General features: G+C 73.9%; 9 protein-coding genes and 1 tRNA gene. 7 read left to right on the top strand and 3 right to left on the bottom strand.

What is annotated here, in order from left to right; all coding sequences use genetic code 11:
* Nucleotides 1–73: 73 nt before the first annotated feature.
* Nucleotides 74–149 (bottom strand) — tRNA-Arg (locus WAB15_RS15365).
* A gap of 310 nt (nt 150–459) precedes the next feature.
* Here WAB15_RS15365 and WAB15_RS15360 point away from each other — a divergent pair.
* The 7 genes from WAB15_RS15360 (at nt 460) to WAB15_RS15330 (ending at nt 10,211) form a co-directional block, all read left to right on the top strand.
* The gene (locus tag WAB15_RS15360) at nt 460–2,310 is read left to right on the top strand and encodes a dynamin family protein (protein ID WP_407289229.1); all 1,851 of its coding nucleotides are present in this window, start codon (nt 460–462) and stop codon (nt 2,308–2,310) included.
* Nucleotides 2,311–3,122: 812 nt separating this feature from the next.
* The gene (locus tag WAB15_RS15355) at nt 3,123–4,688 is read left to right on the top strand and encodes a YfjP family GTPase (protein ID WP_399146789.1); all 1,566 of its coding nucleotides are present in this window, start codon (nt 3,123–3,125) and stop codon (nt 4,686–4,688) included.
* A 142-nt stretch (nt 4,689–4,830) separates the two neighbouring features.
* The gene (locus WAB15_RS15350) at nt 4,831–5,520 is read left to right on the top strand and encodes a single-stranded DNA-binding protein (RefSeq protein ID WP_407286600.1); all 690 of its coding nucleotides are present in this window, start codon (nt 4,831–4,833) and stop codon (nt 5,518–5,520) included.
* Between the two features lie 234 nt (nt 5,521–5,754).
* Nucleotides 5,755–7,152 carry an LAETG motif-containing sortase-dependent surface protein gene (locus WAB15_RS15345; protein ID WP_399146787.1) on the top strand — a complete coding sequence of 466 codons (1,398 nt, stop codon included), beginning with the start codon at nt 5,755–5,757 and terminating at the stop codon, nt 7,150–7,152.
* A 229-nt stretch (nt 7,153–7,381) separates the two neighbouring features.
* A complete protein-coding gene (gene ettA / locus WAB15_RS15340) occupies nt 7,382–9,046 on the top strand; it encodes an energy-dependent translational throttle protein EttA (RefSeq protein ID WP_399146786.1) in 1,665 nt (554 codons plus the stop codon).
* Nucleotides 9,047–9,051: 5 nt separating this feature from the next.
* On the top strand, nt 9,052–9,486 hold the full coding sequence (locus tag WAB15_RS15335; protein WP_407286599.1) for an acyl-CoA thioesterase: 435 nt from the start codon (nt 9,052–9,054) through the stop codon (nt 9,484–9,486).
* Nucleotides 9,483–10,211 carry a hypothetical protein gene (locus WAB15_RS15330; RefSeq protein WP_407286598.1) on the top strand — a complete coding sequence of 243 codons (729 nt, stop codon included), beginning with the start codon at nt 9,483–9,485 and terminating at the stop codon, nt 10,209–10,211. Before WAB15_RS15335 ends, WAB15_RS15330 begins: the two co-directional genes overlap by 4 nt.
* A gap of 30 nt (nt 10,212–10,241) precedes the next feature.
* On the opposite strand, the gene WAB15_RS15325 is transcribed toward WAB15_RS15330, so the two are convergent.
* A complete protein-coding gene (locus WAB15_RS15325; RefSeq protein ID WP_407286597.1) occupies nt 10,242–11,363 on the bottom strand; it encodes an ABC transporter ATP-binding protein in 1,122 nt (373 codons plus the stop codon).
* Nucleotides 11,360–14,089 (bottom strand): hypothetical protein, encoded by a 2,730-nt coding sequence (locus WAB15_RS15320; protein WP_407286596.1) that lies wholly within the window; start codon nt 14,087–14,089, stop codon nt 11,360–11,362. The genes WAB15_RS15325 and WAB15_RS15320 overlap by 4 nt, the downstream gene beginning before the upstream one ends.
* Nucleotides 14,090–14,115: the final 26 nt, after the last annotated feature.

Here is a 14,115-nt window from a genome sequence, read left to right as displayed (position 1 = left end):
TGGGGCCCGAGCGCCCCGTGCGCACCACACACCCCGACCAGCAAAAAGACCCTCCCAAAGGGAGGGTCTGACCTGGCGCCCCCGGCAGGACTCGAACCTGCGGCCAAGTGCTTAGAAGGCACCTGCTCTATCCACTGAGCTACGGGGGCCGGTGTGGACGTGGATCACGGACCGCGGACAAGGATAGAGGTCCGGGTGCCTCGTCCCGGTTGCTTCACCTCCGTGGCACGTTGTGGAGGTTCGGTGAAGCGGTCCCGATAATCGCAGGCAGGTACGAATCCTGCACCGCTTTTGGCGTCTCGTGCGTCGGGTGTTGTGCACTCGTTATGCCTGCGTCTCGCTTGTCGCGATCGTCCCATGGGTCACTCGTCCCGTTCTGTGGGGGTTCTTGCGGCGCGCACGAGGGGGTATACGCTTCAAAAACCCAACGAAATTGGGCATTCTGCACATGTGGCGACCTTGGACGTACGACCCCGGCTGATCGACGCACTGTCCGTTCTGCGCGACCGCGTCGATGCCGCACGCTTTCCGCTGCCACTCAGGGGCGCGGCCCGTGCCCGGCGAAACCGGGACGAGCTGCTCGCCCAGCTCGACGACTATGTGATTCCCCGCTTGCACTCTCCTCAGGCCCCGCTGCTCGCGGTGATCGGGGGATCTACCGGGGCGGGCAAGTCCACCCTGGTCAATTCGCTGGTGGGGCGACGGGTCTCGGAGGCCGGGGTGCTGCGGCCGACGACCCGTACGCCGGTGCTGGTCTGCCATCCGGACGACGTCCACTGGTTCGCCGGGCCCCGGGTGCTGCCGCAGCTCACCCGGGTGTGGGTGCCCGAGCAGGACGACGGCGGTGAGGGGGAGTACGAGAGGGAGGCGGAGTACGAGAGGGAGGGGGCCGGGGCGGCGGGTGCGTATGGGGGCTATGGCGGTACGGGGGAGGAAGAAGAGACAGCGAAAGGCAAAGGGGGTGGGCGGGGGGCGGGGGAGTCCGGGGCGCTGAGCGTGCGGATCGAGGCGGATGCGGCGGTGCCCAGTGGGGTGGCGCTGCTGGACGCGCCCGACATCGATTCGCTGGTCGCGCGCAACCGGGAGCTGGCCGCCGAGCTGATCTGTGCGGCGGATGTATGGGTGCTGGTCACCACGGCCGCCCGTTACGCGGACGCGGTGCCCTGGCATCTGCTGCGTACGGCCAAGGAGTACGACGTCACGCTGGTGACCGTGCTGGACCGGGTGCCGCATCAGATCGCCACCGATATCTCCGGGCGGTACGCGGAACTCCTGCAGCGCGCCGGACTCGGCCAGGTGCCGCGGTTCACCATTCCCGAGCTGCCCGAGTCGGCGGGCGGCGGCAGCGGGCTGCTGCCGGCCACGGCCGTCGCGGCGCTGCGGGAGTGGCTGGAGCGGCATGCCCAGGACCCCGTGGCCCGGGTCGCCGCCGCGGAACGTACGGCCGCCGGCGTGATCACCTCGCTGCGCAGCCGGCTGCCCGCGCTGGCCGGCGCCGCCGCCGCCCAGCACGCCGCGGCGCTGAGGCTGACCGGGCGGGTCGAAGAGGCGTACGAGCGGGCCGCGAAGCGGGTACGGCGGGAGATCGCGGCCGGGGAGGTGCTGGCCGGGGACGCGCGTGCCCACTGGCGTGATCATGGGCTCGGCGGCCGGCCGGACGAGTTGCTCGACGCGCTGACCGAGGGGCTCGCCTCGCTGCTGACCTGCGCCGTCGAGGAGGCCGACGAGCGGGCCGCGGACGCCTGGCGACGCGATCCCGCGGCGGCGGAGGTCTCGCTGACGGCGGCCGCGGGCGCGGCGGGTGCGGCCGGGCGCGTGGGGGTGATCGTCCGTCGCTGGCGGCGGTGCCTGGAGGAGCTGGCCGAGGAGGAGACCCGTGAGGCGCGCGGCGGCCAGGCCGGTGACCGGGCCGGCTCGGTGGAGCCGGAGGAATCGGCCGCCCTACTGGCCGCCGAGCTGCTCGGCGGGCGGCGCGCCCGTACGGCGGGCGAGAACCTCGCCGACCTCTTGGGGGCACAGGCCGCGCTCCGGCTCTGCGAGCGCGGCGGGCGGCTGCTGACCACGTATCTGGAGCGTGCGCTGGACGGTGAACGCGAGCGGCGGCTGGCACCGCTGGACCGGCTGACCGTCCCGCCGGAACAGCAGGCCGAGCTGATCGCCGCGCTGTCCGTATTGCAGAGGGAGCGGCAGACGGGGAGGGGGAAGCGGGGCGAGACGGAAAGGCGGCGGGAGCGGGAGGAGATGACGGTGGGGGCGGTACCGGGGGGCGGGCTGGGGCTGGAGACGGCGAAGGAGGAGGTGTCGCGGTGAGCGGATCGACGGTGACGGGGCCGGAAGCGGAAGCGGAAGCAGGAGCAGGAGCGGGAGCGGGGATCGGCCGGGCGGCCGGGGAGCAGGAGAGCAGCGGCAAGGAAGGGAGCGGGGAGGAGGAGACGGGGGAGCGGGCGGGTGGGGTGAGGGCGGCCGGGGAGCACCCGGGTGGGGAGGCGGCAGGTGGGGTGGGGCCGGTGGGGGGAGCCGGGGGGCGGGCGTGGGATGACGGGCTGATCGCGCGGCGGGTGCGGGACGGTGGGGTGCCCAGGCCGGGTGTGCGGCGGGGTGGGGGTGAGGCCGGGGCGGAGCCGTCGAGCGACGGGACCGCGCCGGGTGGTGTGGCAGGGGGTGCGGAAGCGGGTGGTGGGTCATGCGTCGAAGCGCAGGACGCATCGGGTATCGGATCGGGAGTCGTATCGGGCGCCGCATCGTGTGGCGCGTCGCCGTCGGGGGCGCGCGTCGGGGTTCGCGCGGGCTCGCGCACGGCCTCGCCCGTCGATGCACGTGGCGGGCACGGCACGGGTTCACCCGCCGACTCGTGCACCGATGGGGGCGTCGGGCCAGGCGGCGTTCGTACCGCCTCGCGTGGGGTTTCGCGTGGGGCTTCGCCCGTGGGGTCGCGTACGCCGTCATACGGCGGCGCGCACGCCGACTCAGGCGCCGGAGCATGCGCCGGGTCGGCATCGCATGACACGTGCTGCGACGCGTCGTGGAGCCCTGCGCAGAGCGACGGCAGGGCCGGGTACCGCTGGGTCGCCGATGGGGGGCCGCGGGCCGCCGGGGGCGGGTTGCGGGGGCGGCTGGAGGCGTTGCGGGAGTTGATCGCGCTGTCGCGGACGCGGCTGGACGGGCGGACGCTGGAGGCGGCGGGCCGGGTGCTGGAGGTGGCGGACGAGCGGTACCGGCTGTCCGGTGAGCACACCGTCGTCGCCATCGCCGGGGCCACCGGCAGCGGCAAGTCGTCGCTGTTCAACGCGCTGGCCGGAGCGCACCGTTCGCAGGTAGGCCCGCGGCGGCCGACGACCGCCGACCCGGTGGCCTGCGTGTGGCCGGGCGGCGGGCCGGGCGCGGAGGGGCTGCTGCACCGGCTGGGCGTGCCCGCGCACCGTCGGCACGCCCCCGCGGACGGCAGCGCCGGGCTGGGCGGGCTCATCCTGATCGATCTGCCCGACCACGACTCCTCGGCCACCGAGCACCGTGCCCAGGTGGACCGGATGCTGGAGCTGGTGGACGCGGTGATCTGGGTGGTCGACCCGGAGAAGTACGCCGACGCGGTGCTGCACGAGCGGTATCTGCGGCCGCTGGCGGGCTACGCCGAGGTGATGTTCGTCGTCCTCAACCAGGTGGACCGGCTGCCCGGGGACGCCGCGGACCAGGTGGTGGACGACCTGCGCCGGCTGCTGGACGAGGACGGACTGGCGCTCGGCGAGCACGGGGAGCCCGGGGCTGCGGTGCTCACCCTCTCCGCCGCGACCGGCCAGGGCGTGGGGGAACTACGGGAGGCGCTCGCGCAGTTCGTCGCGGAACGGGGGGCGGCGGACCGGCGGCTGGCGGCGGACGTCGATGCGGCGGCCGAGCGGTTGCGATCGGTGTATGTGGCGCGCAGCCGGGTCGGGCTGACGGAACGGGCCCGGGAGGAGTTCGACGACCGGGTGGCCGAGGCGGTGGGGGCGGTGGCCACCGGGCGCGCGGCGGAACGCGACTGGCTGCGTCACGCGGAGCGTGCGTGCGGGTCGCCGTGGGCGCGGATGCGGGGCCGGCGGGGGAGGAGCCGGGGCCCCAAGACGGTCCCCGGTCTCAAGGCGGCCGTTGGTGCCGGTGAGGCGGCGGGGGACAGCCGGGCGGCGGCCCGGCCCGTGGTGGAGCAGGCCGTACGGGCCGTGGCCGGTGAGGCGGCGCACGGGTTGCCGGCGCCGTGGGCGCAGGCGGTCCGCGAGGCCGCGGAACGGGGCGCGTACGGCCTGCCGGAGGCGCTGGACAAGGTGGCCGCCGACGCCGAGGGGTCGCTGCGGGCCGGGCCGGCCGTCAAGCCGCGCTGGTGGACGGTGGCCGCCACGTTGCAGGGGATGCTGTCGACGCTCCAAGTCGTCGGGGTGCTGTGGCTGTTGGGTGCGCTCACCGGGGTGGTCGGCGCGACGGCCTGGCTCTACGGGCTGCTGCCCGCGGTCATCGGCTCGGTGGGCGGACCGGCCCTGCTGTGGCTGTGCAAGGTGGTGGCGCGCGGTCCCGCCAGGCGTTACGGGCAGGACGCCGAGCGGCGGCTGCGCAGTGCGGCGGCCGGGTGCGGGCGGGCCCGGGTGCTGGAGCCGGTCGCCGCCGAGCTGCTGCGCTATCGGGAGGTGCGCGAGCAGTACGCGGTGGCGTCGGGCGCCTGACACCGTGACGGGTGGCCGAGTTGTCCACACCCGGCCGCCCGTCCACAGGCCGCCGCGGGCCGCGCCGGATCCGTGCAGCATGAGAACAACGCAGCGCACGCGGCACAGGGCGAGCGCGCAGGACGCGGGGGAGGCGTGTTCCGTGAACGACACGATGGTGACGCTGGTGGGCAACGCCGCGACGGCGGTGGAGCATCGGCAGACGACGGCGGGCGTGACGGTGGCGAGGTTCCGGCTGGCGGCGACGTCCCGGCGGTGGGACAAGTCGCTGGAGCGCTGGGCGGACGGGGAGACGAGTTTCTATACGGTCCGGTCGTGGCGCGCGCTGGCGGACAACGTCGCCGCGTCGGTGGCGGTGGGCGAACCGCTCGTGGTCCAGGGACGGTTGCGGCTGCGCGAAGGGGAGCAGCCCGCCGAGCGGGGCGGCCAGCGCTGGTTCTCGGCCGAGGTCGACGCCGTGGCCATCGGTCACGATCTCTCGCGCGGTACCGCGGCGTTCCGCAGAGTCCTGCGGGCGGCGCGCACGGGAGGGGACCTCGCGCCGCGCGGCACACCGTCACCGCAGCCGGACGAGCACGCGCGCCCGCAGCAGCAGTTGGACGAGCGCAAGCGGACGCCCGCGCAGTCGGCGACGCAGGAGCAGCCGCACCCGCAGCCGGCACGACAGCAGTCCTCACCGCGGTCCGAGTCGCACGAGCAGCCGCGTCCGAAGCCGAAGCCGCGCCCTCCGGCCTCACGCCAACGCCGCCCGCAAGAACCCCCGTTGGCCGTGGGTGCCGCCTCCGCTCCCCTGGATACGGGCAATTCGCCGCAGACGGCATCAGTGCCCTGAAAAGGGGCCAGGGATTTATCGATAATGCCAGGTCAGGATGCTTGATGTCGGTAACGATTGCGATTCGGATCGCTTATGAGATGCCATTAGTGGGGACCCTGATGCGCCCGCTCCATAAGATCCGACACGTACTCACGGGGGCTCACGGGGGCTGACGTTCGGCTGCTGAGTTCTTTGCGATCTTTTCGGCGAGGCATCTTCCCTACTCGACCGCCTCGCCCAGAGGGGAAATTCATGCTTTCGATGAAGGGGCGGGGCGCAGCCCGCCTTGCCGCCGCGGTCGTGGCCTCGGGCCTGGTCGCGGCCGGCGCGATAGCCACCGCGGGCACTGCCGCGGCGGACGAGACCACCCCCGCGCACGGTGGTGCCACCGCCACGCTCGGCGGTCTGAAGACCTTTGACCAGGCGGTCGTGCACAGCGACGGCGGGGACCAGCGCGTCGGCGCCGGGCTCTTCGAGATGTCCGTCGACAACGGCGGCACCCTCCAGACGTACTGCATCGACATCCACAACCCGACGCAGCAGCAGGCGAAGTACCAGGAAGTGCCCTGGAGCGCCTCCTCGCTGCACAACAACGGGGACGCCGGCAAGATCCGCTGGATCCTGCAGAACTCCTACCCGCAGGTGAACGACCTGGCCGCGCTCGCCGCCAAGGCCGGTGCCGGGAACCTCACCGAGAAGACCGCCGCGGCCGGCACCCAGGTCGCGATCTGGCGCTTCTCCGACCACGTCAAGGTGGACGCGGTCGACCCGGCGGCCGAGAAGCTCGCCGACTTCCTCGAGAAGAACGCGCAGAGCGTCGCCGAGCCCAAGGCCTCGCTGACGCTGGACCCGCCGGCCGTCTCCGGCAAGTCCGGCAGCAAGCTCGGCCCGGTCACCGTGCACACCAACGCCGACAGCGTCACGATCTCCCCGGCCGCCGACGTGCCGGCCGGTGTCAAGGTCGTGGGCAAGGACGGCAAGCCGGTCACCAGCGCCACCGACGGCACCCAGCTCTTCTTCGACGTGCCCAAGGGCGCCGCGGACGGCAGCACCTCGCTGACCGCGCAGGCCGCCACCAAGGTCCCGGTCGGCCGTGCCTTCACCGGCATCGGTGAGCACGCCAAGAGCCAGACCCAGATCCTGGCCGGCTCCAGCGAGTCCACGGTCTCCGCGGCCGCCACGGTCTCCTGGAAGAAGCAGGGCGCCATCCCGGCGATCACCGCCGAGAAGAACTGCTCCAAGGGCGGCGTGGACGTCACGGCGACCAACAAGGGCGACGAGGCGTTCGGCTTCCAGCTCTCCGGCAAGCAGTACGAGGTCGCCCCGGGCAAGTCGCAGACCGTGACCGTCCCGGTGGCCGAGGACCAGCCGTACGAGATCACGATCAAGGGTGCGGGCGGTTTCAAGAAGACCTTCACCGGTGTTCTGGACTGCAAGACCGCCGGTAGCGGCGGCGGCAAGCCCTCTCCCCAGCCCAGCCCGGCCTCGGTCGGCGGCAGCACCGGTGGCGGCCACGGCACCGACCTCGCCGAGACCGGTTCCAGCAGCGCCACGCCGATGATCGCGGGCATCGCGGTCGTCCTCGTGGTGGTCGGCGGCGGCGCGGTGTTCTTCCTCCGTAAGAAGAAGGCCGGCACGCCCGCCCAGTAACAATCGGCGACCGTCCGGTGACCGGGCGGTGGTCGAGGAACATCCCGTGGCCCCGGAGCGTTGTATCGCTCCGGGGCCACGGGCGTCCGCCCGTCGGAACCCGTTTCCTTCCAGGGATGGACGTACGGCAAGATGGGGTGTATCTGCCCTCCCTCGGCCATGTCCCACGAAGGCCCCGGGCGGCGCCGCTCACAGACCCTTTTCGATCCAATCTGCCGGACGGTTTCTCTTGGCTGAGTACATCTACACGATGCGCAAGACGCGCAAGGCGCACGGCGACAAGGTCATCCTCGATGACGTGACGCTGAGCTTCCTGCCGGGCGCGAAGATCGGTGTCGTGGGCCCCAACGGCGCCGGTAAGTCCACGGTGCTGAAGATCATGGCCGGTCTTGAGCAGCCGTCGAACGGCGACGCCTTCCTCTCCCCCGGCTACACCGTGGGCATGCTCCTGCAGGAGCCGCCGCTGGACGAGTCGAAGACGGTGCTGCAGAACGTCCAGGACGGCGCCGCCGAGATCATGGGCAAGCTGCACCGCTTCAACGAGGTCGCCGAGCTGATGGCGACCGACTACTCCGACGCGCTGATGGAGGAGATGGGCAAGCTCCAGGAGGACCTCGACCACGCCAACGCGTGGGACCTGGACACCCAGCTCGAGCAGGCGATGGACGCGCTGGGCTGCCCGCCCGGCGACTGGCCGGTCACCAACCTCTCCGGTGGTGAGCGCCGCCGCGTCGCGCTGTGCAAGCTGCTGCTGGAGGCCCCCGACCTGCTGCTGCTCGACGAGCCCACCAACCACCTGGACGCCGAGTCCGTCCAGTGGCTGGAGCAGCACCTGGCCAAGTACCCCGGCACCGTCGTCGCCGTCACCCACGACCGGTACTTCCTCGACAACGTCGCCGGCTGGATCCTGGAGCTCGACCGCGGCCGCGCCATCGGCTACGAGGGCAACTACTCCACGTACCTGGAGACCAAGCAGACCCGTCTGAAGGTCGAGGGCCAGAAGGACGCCAAGCGCGCCAAGCGCCTGAAGGACGAGCTGGAGTGGGTGCGCTCCAACGCCAAGGGACGGCAGGCCAAGTCCAAGGCCCGTCTGGCGCGTTACGAGGAGATGGCCGCCGAGGCCGACAAGATGCGGAAGCTGGACTTCGAGGAGATCCAGATCCCGCCGGGCCCGCGCCTGGGCAGCGTCGTCGTCGAGGTGGAGAAGCTCAACAAGGCCTTCGGCGAGAAGGTCCTGATCGACGACCTGAGCTTCACCCTGCCGCGCAACGGCATCGTCGGCATCATCGGCCCGAACGGCGCCGGCAAGACCACGCTGTTCAAGATGCTGCAGGGCCTGGAGACCGCGGACTCCGGCGACATCAAGGTCGGCGAGACCGTCAAGATCTCCTACGTCGACCAGAGCCGCGAGAACATCGACCCCAAGAAGACCCTGTGGGCCGTGGTCTCCGACGAGCTGGACTACATCAACGTCGGCCACGTCGAGATGCCCTCGCGGGCGTATGTCTCCGCGTTCGGCTTCAAGGGCCCGGACCAGCAGAAGCCGGCCGGGGTGCTCTCCGGTGGTGAGCGCAACCGCCTGAACCTGGCGCTGACCCTCAAGCAGGGCGGCAACCTGCTCCTCCTCGACGAGCCGACCAACGACCTCGACGTCGAGACCCTCTCCTCGCTGGAGAACGCGCTGCTGGAGTTCCCCGGCTGCGCCGTGGTCGTCTCCCACGACCGCTGGTTCCTCGACCGAGTCGCCACCCACATCCTGGCGTACGAGGGCGACTCCAAGTGGTTCTGGTTCGAGGGCAACTTCGAGTCGTACGAGAAGAACAAGATCGAGCGGCTCGGCGCGGACGCCGCCCGCCCGCACCGCGCCACGTACAAGAAGCTCACCCGGGGCTGACCGTCGTGCGTTACCTCTACTCCTGCCCCCTGCGCTGGTCGGACATGGACGCGTTCGGCCATGTCAACAACGTGGTCTTCGTCCGCTACCTCGAAGAGGCGCGGATCGACTTCATGCGCCGGCTGGCGCCGGGGGGCGGCAGCCCGTCGTTCAAGGGCGGTTCGGTCGTCGCCCGGCACGAGATCGACTATCTGCGGCCGCTGGTGCACCGGCACGCCCCGGTGACCGTCGAGTTGTGGGTGACGAGGATCAGCGCCGCGTCGCTGACCGTCGGCTACGAGGTCAAGGACGAGGACGCGCTCTATGCGCGGGCATCGACCGTCGTCGTGCCGTTCGACTTCGCCGAGGGCCGTCCGCGGCGCCTCAGCGCGGAGGAGAAGGGCATCCTCAAGGAGTATCTGGACGACGCGTCGCGTCAGGAGGGAACCGTCGCGGTATGACGGCGCTGCATCTGGCCGATGCCGGGGAGGCGGCGGACCTCGCCGCCTTCCTCGCCCGGCTGATCCACTACGACCGCGCCGCGGCGGTACGGCTCCAGGCCGGCGGCGGGGTGCTCGCCGTCTTCGGCCGCCCGCCGTCCTTCGAGGTGCTGGCGATCCGCACCGCCCGGCTCGCCGGGGACGCCGGTCTGGACACCACCGTCTCGGCCGGTGAACTCCTCGAAGGCATCGAGCAGTCGGCGGGGACGCTGACCGTGCCCGCCGCCGTCACGGGTCCGCCCTGGACCGGGCTGCTGCCGCCGCGCGGTGGCTGGCAGCGGGTGCCCGGACTGCCGGCGCCCGAGGCGCTGGTGCGCGCGGTGGCCGCCGCGGTCGCCGAGTTCCGGGCCCGTGACGAGGCGCTGCCGCCGCAGCACCGCACCCGCGCCGAACGCGACCGCATCGGCCGGGAGATCTGGTCGCGCACCCTCGGCGACACCCACCTTCCGCTGCGGGCCGCGCACGCCGCCCAGTCGCTGGGCTTTCTGCGTCCGGCGCGGGCCGGGGCGCTGGCCGGCGGCCCCACCGCCGCCGCTCAGGGCGAGCGGCCCGGGGCCCAGCCGCTGAGCCTGCTCTCCGCGGGCGGCTGGCTGCGGCTGAGCACCCCGTACGGATCGATCGCCGTACGGACCGGGGGACCGGCGGGGCTCACGGGCCTGTCGGGGCTCACGGTCACGCCGGTCTGAGGCGGCAGGGGCCGTCGGCCCCTCGCCGTCCTAGGCGTCCGCCCCGTCTGCCGTCCCAGGCATCCCGGTCCGCGCGTCCCCGGGCTCCGGCGCCTGCCCGGCCTCGTCCTCGGGCCCGTCCCCGGAACCCTCCTCAGCTCGTCCCTCATCGGCCGGCCGGTCCGGCCACACCCCGATGTGGTCGCTCTCCAGCTCCAGCAGGACGCGATGCTCCATGCCCAGGCTTCCGGTGTACTCGGCCGGCAGCTGGAGGCGGCCCGTGCGGTCGAGCATCGCGTATTCGCGGGCGACCAGGGACTCCCGGCCCGTCGCGGCGTCGCGTTCGGTGCGCCGCAGTACCTCCGACGACGTGCGGCCGTCGCGGATCGCGACCGTGCGCCGCACCTCGCTCGCCACCGCCTGGTCATGGGTGACGATCACGATCGTGGTGCCCAGCTCCTCGTTGGCGGTGCGGAAGGCCGTGAAGACCTGCTCGGCGGTGTGCGAGTCCAGCTCGCCGGTCGGCTCGTCGGCCAGCAGGACCGACGGGGAGTTCGCCAGCGCCACCGCGATGGCGGTGCGCTGCTGCTCACCGCCGGAGAGCTGGTGCGGCCGGCGGTCCCGGCAGTGGTCCAGGGAGAGCATCGACAGCAGCCGCTCGGCCGCCTTCGTACGGGCCGCCCGGCGCCGGCCGCCGCTCAGCTGCATCGGCAGCGTGACGTTCTGCAGCGTGGTCAGATACGGCAGGAGGTTGCGGGCGGTCTGCTGCCAGACGAAGCCGACGACCTCGCGGCGGTAGCCGAGCCGGGCCCCGGCGTCCATCGTCAGCAGATCGCGGCCGGCGACCTTGGCGGCGCCGGCGGTCGGCACGTCCAGACCGGCCAGAATGTTCATCAGCGTGGACTTGCCGCTGCCGGACGCGCCGACCAGCGCCATCAACTCGCCCTCGGCGACCAGCAGATCGAGCCCCTGGAGGGCCTGCACCTCGACGCCGTCGGCGGTGAAGACCCGCACCAGCCGGTCGCAGGCGATCAGCGCGTCGTGCCCGTAGGCCGGGCGTCGGCGCCGGGCCGCCGCGCGCCGCTCCAGCTCGGCGAGGCTCGCGGGCCCGGCGGGCGCCCCGGTGCCGGCCGCCGCAGAGGCGTCCTGGCCATGGTCGGACGGTGTGGTCATCCCAGATCTCCCAGTCTCCACTCGGTGCGCTCGCGCCGCCGTTCGCTCAGCCACGCCTGGGCCAGTGCCACCGCCAGTGCCAGTGCCACCACCCCCGCCGACGGCAGCAGCAGCGACCCGGGGTCGGACCGCAGCCGTACGGTGTCCGGCGCGCCGCCCGCGGCCCCGGCCAGGGCGAGTGCGGTGAGGTCCATGCCGGGGCGCAGCAACCGGATCGTGGCGGCGCCGGCCAGCGCCCCGCCGAACGCCGCCAGCAGCGCCGGCGGCAGCGCTTCGAGGACCATCAGGCGCCGTCCCTGAGCCGGTGTCAGGCCCATCGTGCGCAGCCGGAACAGCAGATGGGCCTGCTGCGGGGCGGCCTGGAGGCGCGCGAGGAGCAGGGCCAGCAGCGCGAATCCGGCGCCGGCCGCGACGGCGGCGGTGTACAGGCGCTGCGCGCCCTGTTGGAGGGGCGGATCGGCGAGCCGCGCGCGTTCGGCGGAGCGCAGCACCAGGTCGGCGGTCAGCGACGCCGGGGTGTGCGCGCGGACGGTGCTGCGCAGCGCCTCGGCGTCCAGCCGGCGGCCGGACAGCAGCAGGACGGTGGGGTCGTTGGCGGGTTCGGCGTAGGTGTCCGGGTGGCGGCGCGCCACGCTTTCGGCGTTGATCAGGACGAAGTCGCCGCCGGGCTGGGCCGGGGTGTCGGCGCGTACCGCCGCGGGCCGGACGACGAGTTGGCCGAAGTCCGGCTGCAGCGCCATCGGGGCGTGTCCGAACCGGGCCAGGACGCGGGGGGAGACGATCGCCGGCAGTGGCCGGTCGCCTCCGGGGTCGGTCAGCTCCCGGGCGGAGAAGGCGCCCAGCCCGGTGGCGCGGGCGAGCCGGGAGTAGGCCTCGGCGTCGGCGATGACCAGATAGAGGGGCGGCCCGCCGTCGTCGGCGGCCTGGACGGCGATCCGTATCGCCACGGCGTCCTCGACGCCCGGCACCTTGGCGACGGCGCGCTGGAGGCCTCGGGGGAGGGGCCCGTCGCCGACGATGCGGGCCTCGGCGCCGACGGCGGTCAGCGCGGCGTGGTCGCGGGCCGCGTCGATGCCCGCGAGCACCGAACCGCCGAAGGACGCGGTGGTCAGCGCCACCAGGAGCGCGAGCAGGGGCAGCCCGGCGACGGCCGGGGCGCGGCCCGCGCGGGCCAGCGCGAGAAAGCCGATGAGCCCCGAGCCGCGGGCGGTGGGGCGGGCGGCCAGCCGCAGCGGGAGCGGGTAGAGCCGCATCAGCAGCAGCGCGGCGATCACGCCGACGAGCACCGGGGCGGCGCTGACCAGGGCGTCCACCCCGTCGCCGGCCGCCGTGCCGCGGCGGCGCAGCGCCACCACCGCGCCCGCCGCCAGTGCCAGCACGGTCAGTTCGGCGACCGTACGGCGCCGGGAGGGGCGGGCGTGCGCCAGGTCGGCGCGTTCGGTGGGGCGCGGGCGCCGGTGGGCGGCGGCGGCCCGCAGCGGCAGGGCGAGCGTGCCCAGCAGACCGGCCCCGGCCGCCGCCGCCAGCGAGGGCCAGACGCGCTCGCCGGGCAGCAGCACCAGCGCCAGCCCGCCGCCGGCCGCCGCCGCGGGCAGTGCCACCACGGCGGTCTCCGCCGCCAGTTGCCCGGTCAGCGAGGCCAGCGAGGCGCCGCGGGCCCGCAGCAGCGCCAGCTCCGGCCGCCGCCGGACCGCCGTCAGGGCACCGGACATCAGCAGGACGACGCAGGCGACGGTGCCGATGCCGGCCGCGGCCACCGCGATGACCGGCGCGATCGCCGCCCGCGACCGGGCGTAGCCGTCCAGCAGGCCGTCCACCGAGCTGTCGGCCAGCGCGTCGCCGCCCGCCACCGCGCGCAACCGGGCGAGCGCCGCGCCGTGTTCGAAGGAGAGCAGCCGGGCGTGCAGCAGCGGAGCCTCCTGGGCGGTCAGCGTGCGCGCGTCCACCGGGTAGCGCCAGAACTTCTCCGGGGCGCCCTCGGTGGACACCAGCGCCGGGCCGTCCTGGGGCGCCAGCAGCAGACCGGCGTGCCAGAACCGCTTCGGCGGCGGCCCAGGGGTCACGTCCCTGCGGGCGGCGGTCAGCACCGGGTCCACGGCCCAGTACGCGCCGTCCGGGGCACGCGGGGTGAGCAGACCCGAGATCCGTACGGTCAGGTCGTTCAGATGCAGTTCGCTGCCGACGCGCAGGGTCAGCGTCCGCGCGGTGGCGACGGTCACCGCCGCCTCCAGGGTGTGCGCCCCGGGGGCGGCACCCCGCGGCAGCCGGCCCTTGGCGAGCGTGGCGTGCCGGTCGAGGCCGGACGCCGCCCGGAGCGACAGGGCGGGGGCGACGCCGTCCGGCCGGGGCAGCCAGGCGTCGTGTGCGCGCAGCGGCTTGGTGGTGCGGACACCGTGCACCGCATCGCCCGCCACGATCCGCAGCGGAGCGCCGAACTGCCGTTGGAGCGCCCGGTCCTGGCGGTCGACCTCGGTCGCGGCGAAGGCGGCCGCCGGGTCGGTGCCGGGCGCCCCGGCGGGCGAGACGGAGATCTCCAGGGTCCGGTCGCCGGGCGGCGCCGAGCCGATCGCATGGCGCACCCCACGCGTCTCGTACGCCTCGACCCCGCGCGGGAACGCGGCCGCCAGGAACGCCGTCACCAGCACCAGCGCGCCCAGCGCCGTCGCCGCCGCGCGCGACGTCCGCAGCCGGAGGCGCAGCCAGGCCGCCCAGCTGAGCGCGTTCACCGGCCCTCACCCACCGGCCGCCGCGT

This window comes from Streptomyces sirii, from assembly GCF_045690365.1.
GTDB lineage: Bacteria > Actinomycetota > Actinomycetes > Streptomycetales > Streptomycetaceae > Streptomyces > Streptomyces sirii.
This window is presented reverse-complemented; position numbering and strand designations above follow the sequence as displayed.